Below are 22,453 nucleotides of genomic sequence, written 5' to 3'. Positions count from 1 at the left end.
TTATCCCTTCATCCGGTTGACATCATCGACGGCAATGGTGCCGCGCTGACGGAAATAAATCACAAGAATGGCCAGCCCGATGGCCGCTTCCCCGGCAGCCACTGTCAGGATGAACATTGCGAATACCTGCCCCGTCATATCGCCCAGAAAAGCGCTGAACGCGACAAAGTTCAGGTTCACCGCAAGCAGGATCAACTCGATTGCCATCAAGATGATAATGACATTCTTACGGTTCAAAAATATGCCGAGCATGCCCATCACGAACAAGATGGAGCTGACGACGAGATAATGTTCAATACCGATCATAGCTCGACCCCTTTGCCAACTTCGGGTTGCGTATTGCGGGTAGCATCTTCAGGGCGACGGGCGACTTGATCCGCAATCTTCTGCTGCCGGACACCCGCGCGCTGACGAAGGGTCAGCACAATGGCACCGACCATAGCGACCAACAGGATCATGCCTGCGGCCTCAAATAAGAACACATATTTGGTATAAAGCAGCGCACCCAGCTGTTCGATATTGGATGGCGCACCTTCAGCTATGCCGACCGCTGCGGTCGCCTGCCCCATGCCCGACGATTGCCAAGCCCCGACACCAAAGATGATTTCAACAACCAGTACGAGCGCCAGCAATAAGCCGAGCGGCAGATGTTTCATGAAACCCGCGCGCAATTCAGCAAAATCGATATCAAGCATCATCACGACAAACAGGAACAACACCGCAACCGCGCCGACATAGACAATCACCAGCAGCGCCGCGATAAATTCCGCGCCGACCAGCAACATCAGGCCCGCAGCGTTGAAAAACGCCAAAATCAGCCATAAAACACTATGCACCGGATTGCGCGAGAAGATGCACAAAGCACCACTGGCAAGCACGATGGATGCGAATAGATAGAAAGCAAATATTTGCATTATTGCGTTTCGTTTAACCCCCGTTGAATCATCACAGCGCCTTAACGATAGGGCGCATCGGCGGCAAGATTTGCCGCGATTGCCCGCTCCCATTTGTCGCCATTTTCCAGCAGCTTCGATTTGTCGTAAATCAATTCTTCGCGCGTTTCCGTCGCATATTCAAAATTCGGTCCTTCGACGACCGCATCCACCGGGCAGGCTTCTTGGCAGAAACCGCAGTAGATGCACTTGGTCATGTCGATGTCATAGCGCGTGGTGCGGCGTGAACCGTCTTCGCGTGGCTCGGCCTCGATCGTGATCGCCTGTGCCGGACAGACCGCTTCGCACAGTTTGCAGGCAATGCAGCGTTCCTCGCCATTGGGATAGCGGCGCAAAGCATGCTCCCCCCGGAACCGCGGTGAAATCGGGTTTTTCTCAAAAGGATAGTTGATCGTTTTCTTCTTCTTGAAGAAATATTTCAGCGTCAAAGCATGAGCGCCGATAAACTCCCACAGAGTGAAGGCTTTGATATGTTGTGCGATACTCATAGCGGCAATCCAAACTTGTCAATCATCACATAACCGCTCACCAGCACGACCCAGATCAGGCTCAGCGGCAGGAATATTTTCCAGCCCAGACGCATCAGCTGGTCATAACGGTAGCGCGGGACCGTCGCCATCACCCAGCTGAAGATGAAGAAGAAAAAGAACATCTTGCCAAACAGCCAGAAGATGCCCGGAATATCGAACCACGGAATCCAGTCGACATCGAGCGGCGGCAGCCAGCCACCCCAGAAGAGGATCGCATTCAGCGCGCACATCAGCAGGATATTGGCATATTCGCCAAGCCAGAACAGAGCGAAGGACATCGAGCTATATTCGGTCTGATAACCGGCAACCAGCTCGCTCTCCGCTTCGGTCAGATCAAACGGATGGCGTGCTGTTTCCGCCATTGAGGCGATCAGGAATACCACAGCCATCGGGAACAAGAGCGGGTTCGCGCCATAGGCGTTGATCATCCCGAAGATATGCCCCTCTTGTGCAAAGACGATTTCGGACAGGTTAAATGTACCGGCAAACAGCACCACCGAAATCAGGATGAAGCCAATTGAGACTTCGTAGCTGATCATCTGTGCAGCAGCGCGCATTGCCGAGAAAAACGGGTATTTAGAGTTACTGGCCCAACCCGCGATAACGACGCCATAAACGCCCAGCGAACTGATAGCGAGAATGTAGAGCAAACCGATATTAATATTGGCGAGCACCATATCTTCGCCAAACGGGATCACTGCCCAGGCGAGCAAAGCGACGGTGAAGGTAATGATCGGTGCCAGCAGGAACAGCCCCTTGTTCGCGCTCGACGGAATGATCGTTTCCTGAAGGAACACTTTCAAACCATCGGCAAAGCTTTGCAGCAAGCCGAAGGGACCAACCACATTGGGTCCTTTGCGCAACGCCATCGCTGCCCAGATTTTCCGGTCGACATAGATGATCATTGCGACGGCCAGCATCAGCGGCAGCGCAATCAGCAGGATCAATGTCAACGTGGCAACGAACCAGCCCAGTTCCGCACCGAGAAAGGTGGATTGGAGAAATTCGGTCATGTCGACTTCTCCCAACGCCTATCTAGTTGATACAATCCAGCAGATGCGCCAAACGCAAAAACGACCCAAAAAACCTGCCGAGCAAGCGTTTCAAACACGATTCCAATGGCCATAAGCCGACTGCCGTCGTCAGTGAAGTTCGCAAAATTGCTCTGATAGCTGACGTAAGCCCAGTACGAAGAAACCAACACAAAAATCAGTATCATGATCGCAAGCATGAATAATATTTGAGACGCATAGCGCATTGAAAGATGATAAATATTGCTCACTCTGCCGCCTCCATAATCTCGTCATCAGCATGCAGCAATTCCGCAGAACAGCGCTGCATCGTCGCGCTGGCGCGGGCGATGCTGCTGGTCAGGTAGAAATCCTTGACCGGATGAACGCCCTGCCCTTTTGGCTTGTCTGACAATCCGGTTGGCGGTGACCATTCCATCGCTACCAAACCTTCTTCGGCCAGTTCGGGATGATCTTTCGCCATTTTGGCGCGCAGTTCCTCAAAACTGTCGAATGGCAGTGTCTTGCCCATCACATCGGACAAGGCCCGCAAGATGCTCCAGTCTTCGCGCGCATCACCCGGCGCAAAAATCGCCTTGTTCGAGCGCTGCACGCGACCTTCCAGATTGACATAAGTGCCGTTTTTCTCGGTATAGGCTGCTGCCGGCAAGATGACGTCCGCCGCATGGGCTCCCGCATCACCGTGATGGCCGACAAATACTTTGAAGCTCTTGCTGAAGGCTTCGTAATTCATCTCGTCTGCACCGAGCGAGAATAGCAATTTCGGTTTCTTCGCCGCAATCGCCTTAATCCCGCCGTCATAAGCATAGCCGAGCATCAAACCGCCCGTGCGAGAGGCTCCGATGTGCAGAACATTAAACCCATTCCATCCGTCACGCACCAGCTTGAACTGTTTCGCGAGCTTCAGAGCCGCGCCATGCACGCCATCAATGCTCAATCCACCGCCGCCGAGAATGAGCGCGGGCTTTTTCGCCTGCTCCAACGCATCTTTTACGGCATTGGGCAACTTGCCGAGCAAGCTCATATCATCGCCCAGCCATTCGACCGGATAGGTCAGATCGGCTTCTGGACCGATGGCGAAGACTTTCGCTTGGCCATTGCGCACCGCTTTGCGGATACGCGTGTTGACCAGAGACGCTTCCCAGCGCGGGTTGGTCGAAACCAGCAGGATCACATCCGCTTCTTCGATGCCGGCGATGGTCGTGTTAAAATTCACCGCTGCGAGATTGGAAACATCGTAGGAAAGCCCGGTCTGGCGTCCTTCCAGCATCTCCGATTTCATCGATTTCAGTAGCTTCTTCGCAGCATACATCGTTTCGCAGTCAACCAGATCGCCCGCTATCGCAGCAACGGAGCTACCCGCTTTCACATCGGCAATGGCTTGGAATGCTTCGTTCCAGCTGGCTTCTGCCAGCTTACCATTTTTGCGGACATAAGGCTTATCAAGGCGACGCTTCATCAAGCCATCAACCGCGTGGCGTGTCTTGTCGGTTGCCCATTCTTCATTCACGTCATCATTGACGCGTGGCAAAGCGCGCAACACTTCACGACCACGGCTATCGATACGGATATTGGTGCCAACACCGTCCATCACGTCGATACCGAGCGTCTTGGTCAATTCCCAAGGGCGCGCTTCAAACGCATAAGGTTTGCTGGTGAGTGCTCCAACCGGGCAAAGATCAACAACATTGCCACTGAGTTCGCTATGCACCGCGCCTTCGAGATAAGAGGTAATCTCCATCCCTTCGCCACGGCCAATGGCGCCAATTTCCTCAACACCAGCGACTTCTTCGCTAAACCGTACACAGCGGGTGCAGTGGATGCAGCGGGTCATCGTCGTCTTGACGATTGGCCCCATATATTTTTCGGTAACCGCGCGCTTATTCTCTTCGAAACGCGATCCGCCCTTACCGTAAGCAATGCTCTGATCCTGCAGATCACATTCGCCGCCCTGATCGCAAATCGGGCAATCGAGCGGGTGGTTGATCAGCAGAAATTCCATCACCCCTTCGCGGGCCTTTTTGACCATCGCGCTGTCGGTGCGGATTTCTTGCCCTTCCGCAGCCGGCAAAGCACAGCTCGCCTGCGGCTTCGGTGGCCCCGGTTTTACCTCGACCAGACACATGCGGCAATTGCCGGCGATGCTGAGACGCTCGTGGTAGCAGAAACGCGGGATTTCCTTGCCCGCAAGCTCGGCAGCCTGCAGCACAGTCGCGCCCTGCGGCACTTCAAGTTCGATGCCATCTACAGTAACTTTAGGCATTAGTTCTTTGCCTCCGACAATGGACGTCCAAACGATGAGGACCCCACTCTTTGTGGATCAGTCTGAATTTTAAAAAGCTTATACGCTGCCAGCGCAAAATTGCTCCGAAGTATCGATTTTGAAAAAACTATCTCTGTCCCATCATTTTGTGGCAAACAGATGCTCATTGTAGAAGACATAGCAGAAAAGTAGTTTTGTTCAGTCGAGCTGGTTGGTTTTGAGCTTAGCAAACCCAACACATTATCGGTCGAATTTCTAACGACACATTCACTGAATGCCGCGACTATCAATCTTGATTTAGTATCACTATTTTTAGCTGCTTTTATCTGTTCAGCATTGATGAGAGGCTCAATTGCTATGAAACTAGGATAGACCTCTTTTTCATGCATTTGCAGCTCAAAAAGTCCTTCAGCAAATACGCCCTTAATTTGCGTTTCACTAGCATCAAATTTATGGTCGGAAGTTCCACGAAGGCAGCGAGAATGTTTAACTAGCTCTACTATCTCAGGATAAGTTTCATCCCATGCCTCGCTTAAAATCCAATTTGCAACTTTCTCAGGATTCTTAAGAGCAACGCATGTCATAAAAGTGTGAAAGTTCCGGGTGGCTTTTTGGGGTTCAACAGGTTGAAACTCCCTTTTTTGAGGTAACGCAACTTGCGCAACACTAGGGTACCCACTCAGCACAAAGGCAACGATTGTCAGAACGTTGAATGGGATTTTCACTCCGCCGCCTCCATCACCGGTTCAGCAACGGTATTCTCGCGAATCCGCCGCTCCATCTCGGGCCGGAAATGCCGGATCAGGCCTTGGATCGGCCAGGCCGCTGCGTCGCCGAGCGCGCAGATGGTGTGGCCTTCGACCTGTTTGGTGACTTCATAAAGCGTGTCGATGTCGCCGATTTCCGCGTCGCCATCGCGCATTTTTTCCATCACGCGCCACATCCAGCCTGTGCCTTCGCGGCATGGCGTGCATTGGCCGCAGCTTTCATGCTTGTAGAAATAGGCAAGACGCGAAATTGCGCGAACGATGTCGGTAGACTTATCCATCACGATAACCGCTGCCGTACCAAGACCGGAACCGACATCCTTCAGGCCGTCAAAGTCCATTGGTGCGTCCATGATCTGCTCAGCGGGAACCAATGGAACAGATGAACCACCGGGAATAACCGCCAGCAGATTGTCCCAGCCGCCGGTGATGCCGCCACAATGTTTCTCGATCATATCCTTGAACGGGATCGACATGGCTTCTTCGAACACGGCCGGCTTATCAACATGGCCGGAAACCTGGAATAATTTGGTGCCGTGATTGCCTTCGCGGCCAAAGCTCGCGAACCAGGCAGCACCGCGCCGCATGATCGTCGGAACCACTGCGATCGATTCAACATTGTTCACGGTTGTCGGACAGCCATAAAGGCCTGCACCGGCCGGGAATGGCGGCTTCAGGCGCGGCTGGCCTTTTTTGCCTTCGAGGCTTTCGATCATCGCGGTTTCTTCGCCGCAGATATAGGCGCCAGCGCCACGATGGACGAAGACGTCAAAATCATAGCCGGATTTGGAAGCATTTTTGCCGATCAAACCAGCATCATAAGCCTCCTGAACGGCGGCCTCCATGACCTTGGCTTCCATGATATATTCGCCGCGAATATAGATATAGGCGGCGCGCGCGCGCATCGCAAAACCGGCAATCAGCGCACCTTCGATCAGCTTATGCGGATCATTGCGCAGGATTTCACGGTCCTTACAGCTGCCCGGCTCGGATTCATCGGCGTTGATGACGAGAAAGCTTGGCCGCGGATTGCCCTGGCTATCCTTCGGTGCTTCCTTGGGCATGAACGACCATTTCAGACCGGTCGGAAAACCCGCCCCGCCGCGGCCACGCAGGCCGCTGGCCTTCATTTCCTCGATAATCTTGTCATTGCCGAGCTTGATAATATCGGCGGTCTTGTCCCAGTCACCGCGCTTCTGCGCAGCCTTCAAGTCATAGGATTGAAATCCATAGACATTGGTAAAGATGCGATCTTTGTCCTGAAGGAAATCAAATGCCATTATTTTTTCCTCCAACGACCCCAGAGGCCGCCAATAATGCCAATGATGACCACGGCGAGCCCGATCCAGCCTGCATATCCGTCGAGTTGCATGGCATCACCACTCTTTCCGATAATCATGATTGGCGTCGATCATTTCTTTAAGATTGGTCGGACCACCCTCGGCTTCGCTGGTCTTGCGACCGATTTGTGATCCCACAGGAATTTCCTTGCCCGCAGCCAGATCTTCCAAGATCCGCGTCATGATATCATAATCGAGATCTTCGTAATTATCATCGTTGATCTGGACCATCGGTGCGTTGGAGCAATTGCCCATACATTCGACCTCGGTCAGCGTGAACAGGCCGTCAGGCGTTGTCTTGCCCTTTGCCATGCCCTTGTTCTTACAAGCCGCCATCACATCATCACTACCGCGCAGCATGCACGGTGTCGTGCCGCAAACCTGCACATGAAACTGACCGACCGGCGCAAGATTATACATGGTGTAGAAGCTCGCGACTTCATAGGCCCGCATATAGGGCATATCGAGATAGGCGGCGACATATTCGATCACCGGAACCGGCAGCCAGCCTTGGGTTTTCGTGTCCGCACCAACCTGCCGCTGAGCAAGGTCTAGCAGTGCCATAACCGCAGATTTCTGACGGCCAGCCGGATATTTCGCAATTTGCCATTTCGCGAGCTTTTCATTCGCAGGCGTGAACGCAAAATCACCCCATTTGGCGCGTGTTTCGATTTCGTCGGGAATATTGGGTGCTTCAGCCACGACCTCGTCCTCCGAATGATGAGTTCGCTTTTCTATTCTGAGTCCGCTCGCTGACATCCAGCCCAGCGGTATAGAAAAAACTTCCAAGCCAGAACGATACCAAAGTCAACATTAGCAGAATTACGAAATATTCCCCCAGGTACAGCGAGAGCGGAGCAGACATCATAGAGAGAAGCTTGATAGCTCCAACCCAGAGCGCACTAAAGAAAGCAACCTGCATCAAAATAGACAAGACTGCCTTCGGTTGCCCGAAGCTCCAGACATTCTGTAGATGCGAATTTTCTAATTCATGGACCGCGGGTGACCATAAAAATTTGAAAAGCCTGAGAAGAAACTCCATCACCGGTCACACTCCCCAAACACGATATCAATCGCGCCCAAAATAGCGGTGGCGTCCGGCAACATATGGCCTTTGGTCATGAAATCCATCGCCTGCAGATGCGAGAATGCGGTCGGCCGGATTTTGCAGCGATAAGGCTTGTTGCTGCCATCGCTGACCAGATAAACGCCGAATTCACCCTTGGGACTTTCCGTGCCCACATAGACTTCACCCGCGGGAACGTGGAAGCCTTCGGTATAGAGTTTGAAGTGATGGATCAGCGCTTCCATCGACTGTTTCATCTCGCCGCGCTTGGGCGGAACGATCTTGCGGTCGGTGGAGGCAACAGGACCATCAGGCATTTCGTTGAGGCATTGGCGCATGATCCGCGCGCTCTGCTTCACTTCTTCCACCCGCACCATGAACCGGTCGTAGCAATCACCCTTGGTACCAACCGGAACTTCAAAATCCATCCGGTCGTAAACATCATAAGGCTGCGACTTGCGAAGGTCCCAAGCCACGCCGCTACCGCGCAATACGGGACCGGAGAAGCCCCAGCGCACAGCGTCTTCCTGGGAGACAGTCGCAATATCGACATTGCGCTGCTTGAAGATACGGTTGCCGACGACAAGGCTCATCGCATCATCGAACAGCACCGGAAATTCATCCAGCCAGTCGGCAATATCGGTGAGCAGCTTCAGCGGCACGTCCTGATGTACGCCGCCGGGCCGGAACCAGGCGCTGTGCATACGGGCGCCGCTGGCGCGTTCAAAAAACTCAAGGCACTGCTCGCGAATTTCAAACACCCAGATATTCGGGGTCATCGCGCCAACATCCATGACGTGGGCACCGATGTTGAGCATGTGATTGCAAATACGAGTCAGCTCAGCGAACAGCACCCGCAGATATTGACCGCGCAACGGCACTTCCAAATCGAGCAATTTCTCAATCGCCAGCACATAGCTATGCTCCATAGCCAGCGGCGAACAATAGTCGAGCCGGTCAAAATAGGGCAAAGCCTGCAAATAGGTTTTATGCTCGATCAGCTTTTCGGTGCCGCGGTGCAGCAACCCAACATGCGGATCGACCCGCTCAACCACTTCACCGTCCAGCTCCATGACCATCCGCAAAACGCCGTGCGCCGCCGGATGCTGGGGACCAAAGTTGATCGTAAAATTCTGGATTTCCGTATCGCCGACCGTCGGGTCAACCGCATCGGTGATATGGTCCATTTCGTCGAGATAGTCGCTCATTTCGCGTCTCCCTCTTCGCTTTTCTCATCACCGGGCAGGATATAATCGGCACCTTCCCAAGGTGACATGAAGTCGAAACTGCGAAAATCCTGAGCCAGCTTCACCGGCTCATAGACAACCCGCTTGGCTTCTTCGGAATAGCGCATTTCAACATAGCCGGTCAGAGGAAAATCCTTGCGGAACGGATGGCCCTGAAAACCATAGTCAGTCAAAATACGGCGCAGGTCGGTATTGCCGTCAAACAGCACGCCGTACATGTCGAATACTTCGCGTTCGAGCCAACCGGCAACTTCCCAGATATGAGTCACACTCGGCACCGGCGTGTCTTCGTCAGTCGTCACCTTCACCCGGATACGGTGGTTCTTGGTGAGGCTTAGCAAATGGTAGCAAACCTCAAACCGTTCCGGCCGATCTGGATAATCAACGCCAGCGATTTCGATCAGCTGCTGATATTCATGCTTGTCGCGCAACTTATCCAAAACCGCCGCAAGCTTCTTGCGCTCGACGGTAAAACTGATTTCGCCAAAAGCCTCGACCGTGTCGAGCAAGGCTGCGCCAATCGCCTTGCCAAGCTTAGCAGCAACGCCTGTGTTGCTAGAAATTGTGGGTGCACTATGGGCCATATTAACGCTCAAATGTTCCGGTGCGACGGATCTTCCGCTGCAATTGCATCACGCCGTAGAGCAATGCCTCTGCGGTCGGCGGACAGCCCGGCACATAAATATCAACCGGAACAATCCGGTCACAACCGCGGACGACCGAATAGCTATAGTGATAATAGCCACCGCCATTGGCACAGCTGCCCATCGAGATCACATATTTCGGATCAGACATCTGGTCATAGACCTTGCGCAGAGCCGGAGCCATTTTGTTGCACAAAGTACCAGCAACAATCATCACGTCCGATTGCCGCGGACTAGCGCGCGGCGCAGCGCCAAAGCGCTCCATGTCATAGCGTGGCATGTTAACGTGGATCATCTCCACCGCACAACAAGCCAAACCGAAGGTCATCCACCAAAGCGAGCCTGTACGTGCCCACTGGAACAGTTCTTCGGTCGAAGTGACAAGGAAGCCCTTGTCATTCACTTCCGAATTCAAGTCTTTGAAAAAGGCTTCATCGGGCGGGGTATCGGAACGCATCGGCGTACCATCGGCATTCAATATTGCCGTACCACTGGTATTAGCTTCTAATCCCACTCCAGCGCTCCTACTTTCCAAGCGTATATATAGCCGATGATCAATTCGGCGAGAAACACCATCATCGTGGACCAGCCAACCCAGCCGGTCAGATCAAGAGATACCGCCCACGGAAAAAGAAACGCCGCTTCGAGATCGAAAATGATGAACAGAATCGCGACGAGATAGAAGCGCACGTCAAACTGACTGCGCGAATCTTCAAAGGCGGGAAAACCGCACTCATATTCCGAGAGCTTTTCGGCGTTTGGATTGTGGGTTCCGGTTAGTCGGGACACGCCCATTGGCAGAAACACGAAGGCTGTCGACAAACCTGCTGCTACAAACAGGAACAACAATATCGGTGCATATTCGGAAAGATCGACCACTGATGACTCGTTTCGCTAATATTCGGGGCCGCTTTTAGGCAGTGGGTCCCCATGCCGCAAGGGTCAAATGGCTTAAATTTACGCCCTTTTGCGAGGCGTTCGCAGTTACAGCAGCGACTTCGCCAATATCCGGTGCAGCTTGCTATGCAGCGCTTCATTGGAGGCCAATATTTCGCCCTGACCGATCGGCTGATCGCCGCCGGTATAGTCCGTTACGAAGCCGCCAGCTTCCCGGACCATCAAAATACCCGCAGCAACATCCCACACTTTCAGCCCGGCTTCCCAGAAGCCATCATAGCGGCCTGCCGCGAGCCAAGCGAGATCAAGCGCAGCCGATCCGTTGCGCCTTATGCCCGCCACTTGCGGTGCCACTGCGCCAAAAATTCGCGCCCATTCGCCAAGGTCGCCATGCCCTTTAAAGGGGATACCCGTAGCAATCAGCGATTCCGACAAATCGCGCCGCGCCGAAACGCGCAAGCGCTTTTCACCAAGCCATGCGCCTTTGTCCATTTCCGCCCACCAAGTCTGGTCGTTGAGCGGTTCATAAATCAAACCACTGGTAATCTTGCCCCAGCCACGACCGTCAAGCGACCGTTCTTGCACTGCGATTGAAATCGCGAAATGCGGAATCCCGTGGAGGAAGTTGCTGGTACCATCGAGCGGATCGATGATCCAACGTGGCTTGCCTTCCTCACCATCAATCATCCCGCCTTCTTCGAGCACAAAGCCCCAACCGGGCCGAACCTTTTGCAATTCATCATAGAGAATGCGTTCGGCACGCATGTCCGCTTTGGATACGAAGTCCGCAGGTCCTTTTTTGGAAACCTGAAGATGTTCAACTTCACCAAAGTCCCGGCGCAGGCGTGATCCGGCCTTGCGCGCGGCGCGCTCCATGACGGTAATGAGGGCGGAATGTGCTGGCATGTATCAATCGCTCCGTTTCTCCCGGACATTACCGAGAGGCAGGTTGTACCCCCGCCACCTATCGCGACTCAGCGCGATATGGACGAGGAAAAATAACTATTACTTCTTGCCGACATACTCGCGGGCATAGACATCGACAATGACCCGGGTTCCCGCAGAGATAAACGGCGGCACCATGATCCGGACACCATTGTCGAGAACAGCAGGTTTATAGCTGGACGAAGCCGTCTGGCCTTTGACCACGCCATCAGCTTCGACAATTTCTGCTTCGATATGATCGGGCAATTGCACGGAAATTGGCTTTTCTTCGTATAGTTCAAGCTGAACATCCATGCCGTCCTGCAGAAACTCCACCGCATCGCCCAGCAGGTCGGCAGGCAAAGTGATCTGCTCGTAATTTTCTTTGTCCATGAACGTCAACATATCGCCATCCGCGAAGAGATATTGAAAGGTCTTGGTATCCAGGTGAACTTTCTCAAGCGTGTCAGCGCTACGGAAACGAACGTTCGTTTTGCGGCCGTCCATGAGATTCTTCATCTCGACTTGCATATAAGCACCGCCCTTGCCTGGCTGGGTATGCTGGATTTTCGCAACCTTCCACAGGCCACCTTCATATTCCAATATGTTGCCGGGACGGATATCTACACCGCTGATTTTCATCGCTAGTCTCGCTTGATAGATTGTTTGATTGAGCGGCGCTGTAATCTGCTGACTGATAATAGGCAAGCCCAGTGACGACGAAAGGCCATGCTTTGGTCCGCAGGTCTTTTCCATACAATACGGCGAATCATGCCTGATCTATTAGAAGGTCATGGTAGAGATCGGACTCACACAGCCTAAAAACGACGAAGCAGATGCGGCTCCCCAAGAAGAGGCTGCGCTGGCTGCCGGGCTATTTGGCTATTCGATTTGCGACGGGCGGATGCGCTCGCTCAAGCCAACAGAAGGTTATTTAAGGGACATTGAGCAAATGCCCAATTTTGCAACGCCGTCTGTCAGCAGCTTCGTCGCACAATATCTGGCATCCAATATCAATAAGAGAGGCGCTGCCTCTTAAACCGACTCACCGGCTTGGATTATATCGCTGAACCTGCGAACCGCCTGTGCCGGTCCGGCCGGATCATTCCAAACCGCGCCGCTCACCGCGATAAAATCTGCGCCAGCATCGATCAGCGGCTGGCAATTTTCCGGTGTGATCCCGCCAATGGCTACGCAGGGAATTTCCATCATGGCCGACCACCATTCCAATATGGCTGGTTCCGGCTTGTGAAACGTTTCCTTGGTCTTGGTCGGGAAGAACGCGCCAAAAGCAACATAGTTGGCACCGCCCTCACCCGCTTCCATCGCAAGATGACGACTGTCATGACAGGTTATACCGATCTGGACATCATTGCCCAATTGTTCCCGTGCATGGTCCAAACTGTCGTCACCCTGCCCCAGGTGCACACCGTCAGCGCCCAATTGTTGAGCCAGCGCGATATCGTCATTGACGATGAAGGCGACATCAAATTCGTCACAAATGGCTTTCAACGGCTCAGCAAGCCGGGCGGCTTCCTGCTGATCAATATCTTTCACGCGAAACTGAAAGGCGGCGACCGACCCTGCTTCCAGCGCTTTTCTAAGCTGGTCCGGAAAATCACCGCCCGTTTCGAGCGGCGAGATAAGATAGAGCTGGCAAGGGATATCATGCATATTCGTTCATCCTTACCTGACAACGGCCATCAGGAAACCATCCCATTTCTTGGCCCCCACGGTCTGAATGGCTGTGGCGTCCACTTTCGGGTTCTTTTTAAGAGCTTCATATAAATCGCGAGTGCCCGGCACTTTGGGATCATCACTTTTCGGATTGATTACACCGCCCTTACGAACGACGTTATCGAATATCAACGTCGCTCCCGGACGAGATAATTTTATCGCAAAGTCCAGATAGGCGGCATAATTTTCCTTATCCGCATCGACAAAGACCAGATCAAAGGGCGCGCCGCCCTGCGCCGATAGATGCTCCAACGTCCCGATCGCTTCACCGACCAGAATTTCGACTTTTTCACCCTGCCCGGCCTTGTCGATATTCTGCCGCGCTACCGCCGCATATTCGGGCTCCAACTCCAATGTTACCAATCGTCCATCTTCGCCCAAGCCGCGCGCCAACCAAATTGCAGAAAAACCACCCAAAGTCCCGATTTCGAGAATATTCTGTGCCCCTGTGGCACGCGCCAGCAACTCCAGCATGCGCCCTTGGGTCGTTGAAACATCAATCGATGGTAGGCCAGCCGCTTCATTGGCAGCCAAGCAGGCATCCAGCCTCAAATCCTCGCCGATCAGATGCTCGACGATATAGTCATCAACATCAGACCAGCGTGGATCAGAATCTTGCAAAATGGATTTCCTAAATGTGACGTCTTAAGCGATGGAAGCCCGATAAATCTGATCAATGGCGCTGCCGAGCACCGAATCAAATTCTGCATCGCTTTGTGAAACGCGCACGTCCTGCAGGAGTCCGCGGCTGAAGCTAGCGATCATGCCATTGTTCTTTGCCAGTTCTTCACAGGCATCATCCGTCGAATAGCCGCCAGAAAGCGCTACCAAACGCACCACTTTCGGATGGTCGATCAGCGGCTTGTAAAGATTGGGTTCGACCGGAATGGACAGTTTCAGCATCACCCGCTGATCATCCGCCAACGCGTCCAGAGCTTTCACAAGTTCACCCAGCAAAATTTTGTCGCAATCGGCCCGCTCGTCGCTTTTGATATTCACTTCCGGTTCGATCATCGGCACGAGACCGCTCGCCAAAATCTGTTTGCCGAATGCAAATTGCTGGGCAACATTGGCGGCAATGCCTTCCGCATTGGCTTTGTTGATCACCGAACGCATCTTTGTGCCAAACATGCCTTTTTTGACGGCATGGGCGCATTGGGCGTCGAGATCCGGGATAGGCTTCATCAGCTGAACGCCATTTTCTTCGTCAGCCAGGCCCTTGTCGACTTTCAGGAACGGCACAACGCCGCGATCCCACAACGCTTCCGGTACCGGCTTGCCGCCCGCTTCCCCGTTCATCGTTTTTTCAAACAGGATTGCGCCGATGATCTTGCCATTGCCAAAGCTGGGCGTGGTGATGATGCGGCTGCGCATTTTGTGGATCAGCCCGAACATCTCGTCATCGTTGGAAAACGCATCTTCGCCAATGCCATAGCCAGCCAGAGCTTTAGGCGTCGAGCCGCCGCTCTGGTCCAGCGCGGCAATAAAGCCCTGACCATTTTCAATTTTATTCAACATTTCACTATTCGCCATTTTTGGATTCCTAATATTCAATTTGATTGTTTCAGTGCTTCAACACCGGGCAAGACTTTGCCTTCCATCCATTCGAGAAATGCGCCACCTGCGGTCGACACAAAACTAAAGTCATCGGCAACATCGGCGTGATTAAGCGCCGCTACCGTATCTCCGCCGCCCGCGACCGAAAGCAATTGCCCTTCTTTCGTCAAAGCAGCGGCCGTTTTCGCCAAAGCAACCGTGGCGACGTCAAAAGGGGTCGTCTCAAAGGCGCCCAGCGGACCGTTCCAAACGAGCGTTTTACAGGTCTTGAGCACATCCGACAATGCCTCAACGGCAGCCGGACCGATATCGAGAATCATTTCATCCGCCGCCACGTCATGGACATTGACCGTCCGGGTTGGCGGATCGGATCGAAATTCTTTTGCCACCACAACATCATAAGGCAGATGTACCGTACAATCGGCCTTGTCGGCAGCGTCCAATATTGCATTGGCCGTATCTGCCAAATCATGTTCGCAAAGAGATTTGCCAACATCTACACCGCGCGCCGCCAAAAATGTGTTGGCCATGCCGCCACCGATGATCAGATGATCGACCTTTTCCACCATTTCCCGCAAAACATCGAGCTTGCTGGAAACTTTCGCGCCCCCGACAACGGCCGCAACCGGATGTTCAGGAGCGCCCAGCGCCTTGTCGAGCGCGGTGAGCTCGCGTTCCATCGAACGGCCGGCATAAGACGGCAGATGATGGGCCAAGCCCTCTGTTGTTACATGCGCCCGATGCGCGGCCGAGAAAGCATCATTGACGTAAAAATCGCCAAAGGATGCAATTGCCTTCGCCATGCCGGGATCATTGTTCTCTTCCCCCGGCGCAAATCGGCTATTTTCAACCACCGTAACGCTGCCATCCGGCAAAGCCGCAATTGCGTCGTGATCCGGCATTTGCATGAAGCCGACGTCCCGGCCCAGGACCGCAGCCAAAGGCGCGACCACGGGTTCGAGCGAAAATTCCGGCTTATATTCGCCTTTCGGACGGCCGAAATGGGCGAGCAACAGCAGTTTTGCCCCTTTGTCCGCCAATTCGGTAATTGTCGGCAACAAAGCCGCCAGACGCGTATCGTCCGTCACCTTACCATCCGCCATCGGAACGTTCAGGTCCACGCGGACAAGGCCGCGCTTTCCCTGAACATCACCAATATTATCTAGCGTTTTAAAGTTATTACCGGACATTAGTTAGAGCCTTTATGATTAAAGCAAGCCAGCCATTACCTTGGCGGTATCGATCATGCGGTTGGAGAAGCCCCATTCATTATCATACCAGCTAACGACGCGGACGAGCTTGCCGTCCATCACGGTTGTTTCCAGGCTATCGACCGAGCTGCTTGCTGGCTGATGGTTGAAATCGCTTGAAACCAGCGGCTTGTCTTCAAAGACCAACACGCCCTTCATCGGGCCATCCGCAGCCGCTTTCAGCGCGCCGTTGATTTCCTCAACCGTGGTATCCCGGCTTGGCGTGATCACCAGATCGACCAGGCTGACATTCGGTGTCGGCACGCGGACGGAGGAACCGTCAAGCTTTCCGTTCAGCTCTGGCAGAACCAGACCAACAGCACGAGCCGCGCCGGTTGTCGTCGGGATCATGTTGGCGGCACCGGCGCGCGCACGGCGCATATCGCTGTGCATCTGATCCAGCATCCGCTGATCATTGGTGTAGCTGTGGATCGTGGTCATGAAACCGCGCTCGATACCAACCGTGTCATTCAATACTTTAGCAACGGGCGCCAGGCAGTTGGTCGTGCAAGAAGCGTTGGAAACAATCACATCGTCAGCGGTCAAGACATCGTGATTGACCCCGTAAACAACCGTTTTCAAATCACCTTTGGCCGGTGCCGAGATCAACACGCGTTTTGCGCCTGCATCAATATGTGGCTGCGCCGCGTCTTTGGACTGGAAAAAGCCGGTGCATTCCAGAACGATGTCGATACCCATTTCGCCATGCGGCAGATCGCCGGGATTGCGTTCGGAGGTTACTGCAACTTTCTTGCCATTGACCATGATATGGTCGCCATGAGCGGTTACTTCACCCGGGAAACGGCCATGAACACTGTCATAACCAAAAAGCAGCGCATTCGCATCCGCGTCCGCCAGATCATTGATCGCGACCAGCTCAAAATCATCATCATCGCGCTCCAATATTGCGCGGGCGACGAGACGACCGATCCGGCCAAATCCGTTAATTGCTACTTTTGTCATCGATATTGCTCCTTATGAATTCAAATCTAATGCTAGAGTTCAGCCAATTTTCTGTAGTATTTCAGGGGTTATTGCATCTACGGTCAGACCGAAATGCGCATAAAGATCACCAATAGGCGCCGACGCCCCAAAACTGTCGATACCGAAACGCAGTCCGTCAAGGCCTGTATACCGTTCCCAACCGAAAGTCGTGCCCGCTTCGATGGAAACCCGTAAAAGATTGTTGCCGCCAAGCAGTTCATTCCGATATTCTTCGGATTGGATATCAAATAATTCGGTACACGGCATTGATATAACATCGGCGCCGGTTCCCGCCGCTTCCAGCTTGGCCGCCACATCCATCGCCAACGACACTTCCGAACCGGTGGCTATCAGCACGACACGCTTTTCGTTTTCCGCCGCTTTCAGTCGATAGGCGCCTTTTCCACAAAGGTTCACGCTAACGTCATCGCGAACGGGCGGAAGGCCCTGGCGGGTCAGTGCGAGCGTCGATGGGCCATCAGACCGTTTGAGCGCGAGTGCCCAACATTCTGCCGTTTCAATAGCATCTGCAGGACGATAGACATGCATATTCGGCATTGCGCGAAGGCTTTGAAGATGTTCGATCGGTTGATGGGTCGGGCCATCCTCGCCCAGCCCAATGCTATCATGCGTCATGACATAAGCGACCCGGGCATTCTGGATCGCAGAAAGGCGCATGGCCCCGCGGCAATAGTCGGTAAACACCATGAACGTGCCGCCATAAGGAATGATCCCGCCATGCAGCGCCATCCCGTTCATCGCCGCAGCCATGCCAAATTCCCGAATGCCATAATATATATAGCGTCCAGAATAGTCATCTTTAGTCAATGGCTTAGTAGAAGGAGTTTTGGTATTGTTTGAACCTGTAAGATCCGCACTGCCGCCCAACATCTCTGGCAATGCCTCTGTAATCGCACCAAGAGCCATTTCAGAAGCTTTGCGCGTTGCGACTTTCGGTGGATCTTTCGCAAGGCCTTCCAAATAATTCTGCATCGCGCCATTGTCTGGCAACTCACCGGCCATGCGCCGGCTAAACTCGGTGGCCTGCGCATGGCCGCTCAGACGCTGATCCCAATCAGCCCTGGCAGCAGCGCCCTTTTCTCCCAATTGACGCCATGACGTCAACACATCATCCGGGATCACAAAGGGTTTATCATCCCAGCCCAAAGCGGCCCGTGTGCCTGCAATTTCTTCATCGCCCAAGGGAGCGCCATGGGTTGCGGAAGTGCCCTGTTTCGTAGGAGCGCCATAGCCGATCACCGTTTTGCAAGCGATTAGAGACGGCCGCGGATCAGCTTCCGCCTCGCTTAACGCTTTGCGGATGTCGTCAAAATCATGACCATCGCAAGAAACCACGTGCCAGCCAGAAGCCCGATAGCGCGCTGGAATATCTTCACTTGTTGATAATTCCGTTCCACCATCGATAGTTATACCATTATCATCCCAAAGGACATTAAGTCTTCCGAGTCCCAAATGACCCGCCAGACCCACCGCTTCGTGGTTGATCCCTTCCATCAGACAACCATCACCCGCGATGACCCAGGTATTGTGATCGACGAGTTCATCACCAAATTGCGCGTTCAAATGCCGCTCCGCAACAGCCATGCCTACGGCGGTGGCAAAGCCCTGCCCCAAAGGCCCGGTCGTTGTCTCAACGCCTTCCAGCTTGAAATTCTCCGGATGGCCAGCACAAGGCGAACTCAGTTGCCGGAAGTCTTTTATGTCCTGCAGCGTCGGGCGGGCATATCCGGTCAGATGGAGCAGCGAGTATATCAGCATCGAGCCATGGCCCGCCGATAGCACGAACCGGTCGCGGTCCGCCCATTTCGGGGCTTTTGGATCATATTTCAGAAAATCACTAAATAGGACCGTGGCCACATCCGCCATCCCCATAGGCATTCCGGGGTGACCGCTATTTGCGGCTTGCACCGCATCCATTGCGAGTGCTCTGATCGCATTTGCCATAGTTTTTTCGGTAACGGTCATATCTGCTCTGATCCCCCGGATTGGCGCCTGTAAAAAACGCAACAACATGCTGCGATTCGCTATTTTGCCTCCTCCTTTGGTGGTCCAGCAACGCGGCGTCAAGGACGGCTTTTGATGATCTTGTGTTTACGTCGCCCGAATAGATTGATAGCAAGGAAAGACAGGAACTTACCTGTAAGAAACAAGCTGTGGAAAATGCTCATGGACAATGAACGGGTCATCCTTGCGATCGGTCGTATTGAACGCGCACTAAGTCGCATTGAATCGACAAAAAGCACAATGAAGGTCGACATTGACCCTGCACTGGAGGCGCGCCACGAGGCGCTAAAGACAGAAATGAAACACGCTATCCAGACAATAGATGGACTGATCGGGCGACAGGAGCACTGAAGATATGGCGCAAATGAAACTGGAAATCGGCGGCCGCTCTTTCATGGTGACCTGCAAAGATGGGGAAGAGACCCATTTGGCCAAGCTTGCAGCCATGGTTGACAGCAAAGCGCGGGAATCCGGTGATCCAACCGGTCTTACAGAAAGCCGGATGCTACTGTTTACATCGCTACTGCTCGCAGATGAATTGCACGGCGCTCAATCTGCCGGCTCCGGCGCAGCGGCAACCAGCGCCCCTACACAAACAGCCGCGATGGACGACCAAGCGGTTGCCGCGCTGGAAAAACTTGCCGATCGCGCGGAACAACTGGCCAACAGCCTTGAGTAACGGCAGCATCGCGCCTAGATAGGTGGGCGACGGGTACTGTCTGGCACGAGCTAGAAGCGAACATCCCTGAGGCGATATAACATCCAAGGGAGCTGTCCCTGCCCGGATTGCGGACTGTTTTGCAGTCGGGTCCGGCGCATATGGCGCCCACCTGACGTAATAGGCGTCAGAGGATTTTCCAGCAAACGACCAAGATGGTCCCGTCACTCTTCCAAAGAAAGCACATTTTTTGAGTACCTTAAAAGATAAAAAGAAGAAGATTCGTGAAGAGTATAGAAGGCGAAGAAACGCTTTCGTCGACCAGCTCGATAGCGCAAGCCGCAACCTGTCTTTCCGTCGCCCCCCCTCACCTTTGGCCCGCCTGTTCCAGCCGGATCAAACCGTTGCCTTCTACCGCAGCATCGGCAGCGAAGCGCCGACCGAAAGGCTGATCGAATATCTGACGGAGACCGGCGTTGATATCGCCTTTCCCCGCGTAACGGATAATGGCGCGCTGGAATTTCGGCTGGTTACCGGCCCTGAACTGCTGGAATGCGGATTCCGGAACATTCCCGAACCCGGCGAAACATGTCCGCTGGTCGATCCTGACGTGATTGTTGCCCCACTGGTAGCCTTTGACCGATCCCTGCGCCGACTGGGCCAGGGTGGCGGCTATTATGACCGAAGTTTCGCACAATATCCCGATGTGCCCCGTATCGGTCTGGCTTGGTCGGTACAGGAAGCGACGGAAATACCCGTCGAATCCCATGATCTGCCCCTGCACATGATCGTGACCGAGTGCGAGATAATAGAGTAGATTAGGATGATGCCATGCCAGTAGAGATCGAAAAAAACCCAAAGGACCAGCCAAGTTGGCGCAAACCGATTGGCATGATTTTCATATTGTTTCTTATTCTATTGTGGTGTGGGATCGCCGTAACGCTGATCGATCATCTCGACGGGCTGAATTTCTGGATACAATTGCCAATCTATATCATCCTGGGGATTGTGTGGATTTTTCCAATCCGTCCCTTGCTGACCTGGATGAATTCGGGATCTTTTCGCCATCCCCCTGAAAACAAGGAAAATGGCGCGAGTGACGAGACTTGAACTCGCGACCTCCGGCGTGACAGGCCGGCGCTCTAACCAACTGAGCTACACCCGCTAATGCGCCTGCATTGGGCGGTAGAGCAGCGCAAGTAGAAGAGCACTGCATCCCTGTCAACAACACTCTTTCAATTTTTCTATAAATTTTAAACCGGCGCTCAGATCGGTATCCTTTCCGCCTGATTCGTACCGTTTGGTTAACGCAAAGCGCTCGACATTCCCGATCCCATATTGAAGCAAGTCACGGTTGCAATAGTTACAAGTGTTTACAGAAGCAAACCCGTGAAAATACATATTTTACATCAACATTATTCAATAATATCAGTGGTTTTCCGCAGTTTTCTGTGATTCTCCGATCATGACGTCATTCAGAATCTATTTACCAATTCTTTGCAATTCTTCCGTATATGGACTGCATGACTTATACACCTACGCAAGACCAGCGACCCAAGTCGCATTTACTTGCTGTTTCGACAGTTAATCGCCGTCTGGCGCTTGCAGTCGGTACGGCATGGCTTGCTATGGGATCCGTATCAGCGCAGGCTGCAGGCACAATTGCTGGGACGGACATCGTCAACGTTGCGCAAGCGACCTATGACGGCCCTTCGGGCGGCGCACCGATCACAATTGATTCGAATATTGTAACGATCAAGGTCGATGAGTTGCTGGATGTCACCGTCGTTTCTAGCGACCCCGGTGATGTCACCACTTCCCCGGGATTGACCGCCCAGGTTCTCACTTACCAGGTTACCAACACCGGAAACGGTTCAGAAGCCTTCACCCTATCCGCGGATACGGCGAAGCCGGGTGATGAATTTGATACAACTTTCGAGCAGATCATTCTCGATACCAATGACAACGGCGTATATGATCCGGGCGTCGACACGATTTATACGCCCGGTACAAATGACCCCGTGCTTGGACCGGATGAAAGCACGAACGTTTTCGTTCTGTCGACCATCCCCGCGGCCGCAGCCGACACAGAGCGCGCCGAAGTTGAATTTTCTGCCGTAGCCAATACCGGAAGCGGCGCTCCGGGCGATGTATTTGCTGGCGAAGGCGACGGTGGCGGCGATGCTGTTGTCGGCTCAACCGGCGCGAGCGGAGAAGCCAGTGGCTTTTTCTTGATCCAAGCGGCTGAAATCACGCTACTCAAGAGCGTTACCATCCTCGATCCTTTCGGTGGAGCCGAAGCAATACCAGGCGCCGTGATGACCTATCAATTGGTTGCGACGGCTACCGGTACCGGAAACTTGGTAAATTTGGCCATCACCGACGATATTCCAGCGGATACTACATATACAGTCGAAAGTATCACTCTGGAGGGCGCTGCTTTGACAGATGATGCGAGCGACGCCGATGCCGGCTCTTATGACGGCAGTTCTGTCGCCGTGTCCTTGGGCACGCTTCCGGGCGGACAAACACGCACCATCACATTTCAAGTCACCATCGACTGATATCGAGGGATAGCAA

26 protein-coding genes, 1 tRNA gene and 1 pseudogene are annotated in these 22,453 nt (G+C 53.4%); 6 read left to right on the top strand and 22 right to left on the bottom strand.

Annotated features, from left to right (window positions below):
* The 15 genes and pseudogenes from nuoK to efp form a co-directional block, all read right to left on the bottom strand.
* Complete coding sequence (gene nuoK / locus ABJG22_RS08675) at positions 1 to 306, bottom strand: NADH-quinone oxidoreductase subunit NuoK (RefSeq protein ID WP_348019835.1); 306 nt, start codon at positions 304 to 306, stop codon at positions 1 to 3.
* On the bottom strand, positions 303 to 917 hold the full coding sequence (locus tag ABJG22_RS08670) for an NADH-quinone oxidoreductase subunit J (protein WP_348020337.1): 615 nt from the start codon (positions 915 to 917) through the stop codon (positions 303 to 305). Before ABJG22_RS08670 ends, nuoK begins: the two co-directional genes overlap by 4 nt.
* A 38-nt stretch (positions 918 to 955) precedes the next feature.
* Positions 956 to 1,441 carry an NADH-quinone oxidoreductase subunit NuoI gene (nuoI, locus tag ABJG22_RS08665; RefSeq protein WP_348019834.1) on the bottom strand — a complete coding sequence of 162 codons (486 nt, stop codon included), beginning with the start codon at positions 1,439 to 1,441 and terminating at the stop codon, positions 956 to 958.
* Complete coding sequence (nuoH, locus tag ABJG22_RS08660) at positions 1,438 to 2,496, bottom strand: NADH-quinone oxidoreductase subunit NuoH (RefSeq protein ID WP_348019833.1); 1,059 nt, start codon at positions 2,494 to 2,496, stop codon at positions 1,438 to 1,440. The genes nuoI and nuoH overlap by 4 nt, the downstream gene beginning before the upstream one ends.
* Positions 2,493 to 2,765 carry a hypothetical protein gene (locus ABJG22_RS08655; RefSeq protein ID WP_348019832.1) on the bottom strand — a complete coding sequence of 91 codons (273 nt, stop codon included), beginning with the start codon at positions 2,763 to 2,765 and terminating at the stop codon, positions 2,493 to 2,495. Before ABJG22_RS08655 ends, nuoH begins: the two co-directional genes overlap by 4 nt.
* Positions 2,762 to 4,777 carry an NADH-quinone oxidoreductase subunit NuoG gene (gene nuoG / locus ABJG22_RS08650; protein WP_348019831.1) on the bottom strand — a complete coding sequence of 672 codons (2,016 nt, stop codon included), beginning with the start codon at positions 4,775 to 4,777 and terminating at the stop codon, positions 2,762 to 2,764. The genes ABJG22_RS08655 and nuoG overlap by 4 nt, the downstream gene beginning before the upstream one ends.
* A complete protein-coding gene (locus tag ABJG22_RS08645; RefSeq protein ID WP_348019830.1) occupies positions 4,777 to 5,502 on the bottom strand; it encodes a hypothetical protein in 726 nt (241 codons plus the stop codon). The genes nuoG and ABJG22_RS08645 overlap by 1 nt, the downstream gene beginning before the upstream one ends.
* On the bottom strand, positions 5,499 to 6,824 hold the full coding sequence (gene nuoF / locus ABJG22_RS08640; RefSeq protein WP_348019829.1) for an NADH-quinone oxidoreductase subunit NuoF: 1,326 nt from the start codon (positions 6,822 to 6,824) through the stop codon (positions 5,499 to 5,501). Before nuoF ends, ABJG22_RS08645 begins: the two co-directional genes overlap by 4 nt.
* A gap of 96 nt (positions 6,825 to 6,920) precedes the next feature.
* Entirely contained in the window at positions 6,921 to 7,586 is a 666-nt protein-coding gene (gene nuoE, locus ABJG22_RS08635) for an NADH-quinone oxidoreductase subunit NuoE (protein ID WP_348019828.1), read from the bottom strand.
* Between the two features lie 339 nt (positions 7,587 to 7,925).
* The gene (locus tag ABJG22_RS08630; RefSeq protein ID WP_348019827.1) at positions 7,926 to 9,158 is read right to left on the bottom strand and encodes an NADH-quinone oxidoreductase subunit D; all 1,233 of its coding nucleotides are present in this window, start codon (positions 9,156 to 9,158) and stop codon (positions 7,926 to 7,928) included.
* 17 nt (positions 9,159 to 9,175) lie between these two features.
* A pseudogene (locus ABJG22_RS08625) lies at positions 9,176 to 9,781 on the bottom strand (NADH-quinone oxidoreductase subunit C); the annotation flags it as partial.
* Position 9,782: 1 nt separating this feature from the next.
* Complete coding sequence (locus ABJG22_RS08620) at positions 9,783 to 10,298, bottom strand: NADH-quinone oxidoreductase subunit B family protein (RefSeq protein WP_348020336.1); 516 nt, start codon at positions 10,296 to 10,298, stop codon at positions 9,783 to 9,785.
* 47 nt (positions 10,299 to 10,345) lie between these two features.
* The gene (gene ndhC, locus ABJG22_RS08615; protein ID WP_348019826.1) at positions 10,346 to 10,720 is read right to left on the bottom strand and encodes an NADH-quinone oxidoreductase subunit A; all 375 of its coding nucleotides are present in this window, start codon (positions 10,718 to 10,720) and stop codon (positions 10,346 to 10,348) included.
* Between the two features lie 105 nt (positions 10,721 to 10,825).
* Positions 10,826 to 11,644: an inositol monophosphatase family protein gene (locus ABJG22_RS08610; protein ID WP_348019825.1), complete on the bottom strand. Its 819-nt coding sequence runs from the start codon at positions 11,642 to 11,644 to the stop codon at positions 10,826 to 10,828.
* Positions 11,645 to 11,743: 99 nt separating this feature from the next.
* Entirely contained in the window at positions 11,744 to 12,304 is a 561-nt protein-coding gene (gene efp, locus ABJG22_RS08605) for an elongation factor P (protein WP_348020335.1), read from the bottom strand.
* Between the two features lie 151 nt (positions 12,305 to 12,455).
* Here efp and ABJG22_RS08600 point away from each other — a divergent pair, with 151 nt between their 5' ends.
* Positions 12,456 to 12,701, top strand: coding sequence for a hypothetical protein (locus tag ABJG22_RS08600; protein ID WP_348019824.1), 246 nt, complete (start codon positions 12,456 to 12,458; stop codon positions 12,699 to 12,701).
* Here the strand turns inward: ABJG22_RS08600 and thiE are convergent.
* The 6 genes from thiE to tkt are packed head-to-tail and all read right to left on the bottom strand — an operon-like array spanning position 12,698 to position 19,176.
* A complete protein-coding gene (thiE, locus tag ABJG22_RS08595) occupies positions 12,698 to 13,336 on the bottom strand; it encodes a thiamine phosphate synthase (protein WP_348019823.1) in 639 nt (212 codons plus the stop codon). The genes ABJG22_RS08600 and thiE overlap by 4 nt on opposite strands.
* 12 nt (positions 13,337 to 13,348) lie before the next feature.
* Positions 13,349 to 14,020: an O-methyltransferase gene (locus tag ABJG22_RS08590; protein ID WP_348019822.1), complete on the bottom strand. Its 672-nt coding sequence runs from the start codon at positions 14,018 to 14,020 to the stop codon at positions 13,349 to 13,351.
* 24 nt (positions 14,021 to 14,044) lie between these two features.
* Complete coding sequence (locus ABJG22_RS08585) at positions 14,045 to 14,932, bottom strand: fructose bisphosphate aldolase (protein ID WP_348019821.1); 888 nt, start codon at positions 14,930 to 14,932, stop codon at positions 14,045 to 14,047.
* 17 nt (positions 14,933 to 14,949) lie between these two features.
* Positions 14,950 to 16,146, bottom strand: a complete 1,197-nt coding sequence (locus tag ABJG22_RS08580; protein ID WP_348019820.1) for a phosphoglycerate kinase — start codon at positions 16,144 to 16,146, stop codon at positions 14,950 to 14,952.
* Between the two features lie 18 nt (positions 16,147 to 16,164).
* The gene (gene gap / locus ABJG22_RS08575; RefSeq protein ID WP_348019819.1) at positions 16,165 to 17,169 is read right to left on the bottom strand and encodes a type I glyceraldehyde-3-phosphate dehydrogenase; all 1,005 of its coding nucleotides are present in this window, start codon (positions 17,167 to 17,169) and stop codon (positions 16,165 to 16,167) included.
* Positions 17,170 to 17,208: 39 nt separating this feature from the next.
* Positions 17,209 to 19,176 carry a transketolase gene (tkt, locus tag ABJG22_RS08570; RefSeq protein WP_348019818.1) on the bottom strand — a complete coding sequence of 656 codons (1,968 nt, stop codon included), beginning with the start codon at positions 19,174 to 19,176 and terminating at the stop codon, positions 17,209 to 17,211.
* Between the two features lie 201 nt (positions 19,177 to 19,377).
* On the opposite strand from tkt, the gene ABJG22_RS08565 reads away from it, so the two are divergent.
* The 4 genes from ABJG22_RS08565 (at position 19,378) to ABJG22_RS08550 (ending at position 20,983) form a co-directional block, all read left to right on the top strand.
* Positions 19,378 to 19,566, top strand: coding sequence for a hypothetical protein (locus tag ABJG22_RS08565; RefSeq protein ID WP_348019817.1), 189 nt, complete (start codon positions 19,378 to 19,380; stop codon positions 19,564 to 19,566).
* 4 nt (positions 19,567 to 19,570) lie between these two features.
* Positions 19,571 to 19,894, top strand: coding sequence for a cell division protein ZapA (locus tag ABJG22_RS08560; protein ID WP_348019816.1), 324 nt, complete (start codon positions 19,571 to 19,573; stop codon positions 19,892 to 19,894).
* 229 nt (positions 19,895 to 20,123) lie between these two features.
* Positions 20,124 to 20,690, top strand: a complete 567-nt coding sequence (locus ABJG22_RS08555; protein ID WP_348019815.1) for a 5-formyltetrahydrofolate cyclo-ligase — start codon at positions 20,124 to 20,126, stop codon at positions 20,688 to 20,690.
* 14 nt (positions 20,691 to 20,704) lie between these two features.
* A complete protein-coding gene (locus tag ABJG22_RS08550) occupies positions 20,705 to 20,983 on the top strand; it encodes a DUF2842 domain-containing protein (RefSeq protein ID WP_348019814.1) in 279 nt (92 codons plus the stop codon).
* On the opposite strand, the gene ABJG22_RS08545 is transcribed toward ABJG22_RS08550, so the two are convergent.
* Positions 20,962 to 21,038, bottom strand: a tRNA-Asp gene (locus tag ABJG22_RS08545). The two genes, ABJG22_RS08550 and ABJG22_RS08545, sit on opposite strands and share 22 nt — an antisense overlap.
* A gap of 358 nt (positions 21,039 to 21,396) precedes the next feature.
* Between ABJG22_RS08545 and ABJG22_RS08540 the strand changes: the two genes are divergently transcribed.
* On the top strand, positions 21,397 to 22,437 hold the full coding sequence (locus ABJG22_RS08540) for a hypothetical protein (protein WP_348019813.1): 1,041 nt from the start codon (positions 21,397 to 21,399) through the stop codon (positions 22,435 to 22,437).
* Positions 22,438 to 22,453: the final 16 nt, after the last annotated feature.

Source organism: Parasphingorhabdus sp., assembly GCF_039939955.1.
Lineage (GTDB): Bacteria > Pseudomonadota > Alphaproteobacteria > Sphingomonadales > Sphingomonadaceae > Parasphingorhabdus.
This window is presented reverse-complemented; position numbering and strand designations above follow the sequence as displayed.

Bases quoted from the DNA above. Each gene is read 5' to 3' on its own strand.
- nuoH (WP_348019833.1), bottom strand. From the start codon at position 2,496: ATGACCGAATTTCTCCAATCCACCTTTCTCGGTGCGGAACTGGGCTGG.
- ABJG22_RS08560 (WP_348019816.1), top strand. From the start codon at position 19,571: ATGGCGCAAATGAAACTGGAAATCGGCGGCCGCTCTTTCATGGTGACC.
- efp (WP_348020335.1), bottom strand. From the start codon at position 12,304: ATGAAAATCAGCGGTGTAGATATCCGTCCCGGCAACATATTGGAATAT.
- ABJG22_RS08630 (WP_348019827.1), bottom strand. From the start codon at position 9,158: ATGAGCGACTATCTCGACGAAATGGACCATATCACCGATGCGGTTGAC.
- gap (WP_348019819.1), bottom strand. From the start codon at position 17,169: ATGACAAAAGTAGCAATTAACGGATTTGGCCGGATCGGTCGTCTCGTC.
- ABJG22_RS08565 (WP_348019817.1), top strand. From the start codon at position 19,378: ATGGACAATGAACGGGTCATCCTTGCGATCGGTCGTATTGAACGCGCA.
- thiE (WP_348019823.1), bottom strand. From the start codon at position 13,336: ATGCATGATATCCCTTGCCAGCTCTATCTTATCTCGCCGCTCGAAACG.
- ABJG22_RS08540 (WP_348019813.1), top strand. From the start codon at position 21,397: ATGACTTATACACCTACGCAAGACCAGCGACCCAAGTCGCATTTACTT.
- nuoI (WP_348019834.1), bottom strand. From the start codon at position 1,441: ATGAGTATCGCACAACATATCAAAGCCTTCACTCTGTGGGAGTTTATC.
- nuoG (WP_348019831.1), bottom strand. From the start codon at position 4,777: ATGCCTAAAGTTACTGTAGATGGCATCGAACTTGAAGTGCCGCAGGGC.
- ABJG22_RS08550 (WP_348019814.1), top strand. From the start codon at position 20,705: ATGCCAGTAGAGATCGAAAAAAACCCAAAGGACCAGCCAAGTTGGCGC.
- ABJG22_RS08610 (WP_348019825.1), bottom strand. From the start codon at position 11,644: ATGCCAGCACATTCCGCCCTCATTACCGTCATGGAGCGCGCCGCGCGC.
- ABJG22_RS08620 (WP_348020336.1), bottom strand. From the start codon at position 10,298: ATGCGTTCCGATACCCCGCCCGATGAAGCCTTTTTCAAAGACTTGAAT.
- tkt (WP_348019818.1), bottom strand. From the start codon at position 19,176: ATGACCGTTACCGAAAAAACTATGGCAAATGCGATCAGAGCACTCGCA.
- nuoF (WP_348019829.1), bottom strand. From the start codon at position 6,824: ATGGCATTTGATTTCCTTCAGGACAAAGATCGCATCTTTACCAATGTC.
- ABJG22_RS08580 (WP_348019820.1), bottom strand. From the start codon at position 16,146: ATGTCCGGTAATAACTTTAAAACGCTAGATAATATTGGTGATGTTCAG.
- ABJG22_RS08600 (WP_348019824.1), top strand. From the start codon at position 12,456: ATGGTAGAGATCGGACTCACACAGCCTAAAAACGACGAAGCAGATGCG.
- ABJG22_RS08585 (WP_348019821.1), bottom strand. From the start codon at position 14,932: ATGGCGAATAGTGAAATGTTGAATAAAATTGAAAATGGTCAGGGCTTT.
- nuoK (WP_348019835.1), bottom strand. From the start codon at position 306: ATGATCGGTATTGAACATTATCTCGTCGTCAGCTCCATCTTGTTCGTG.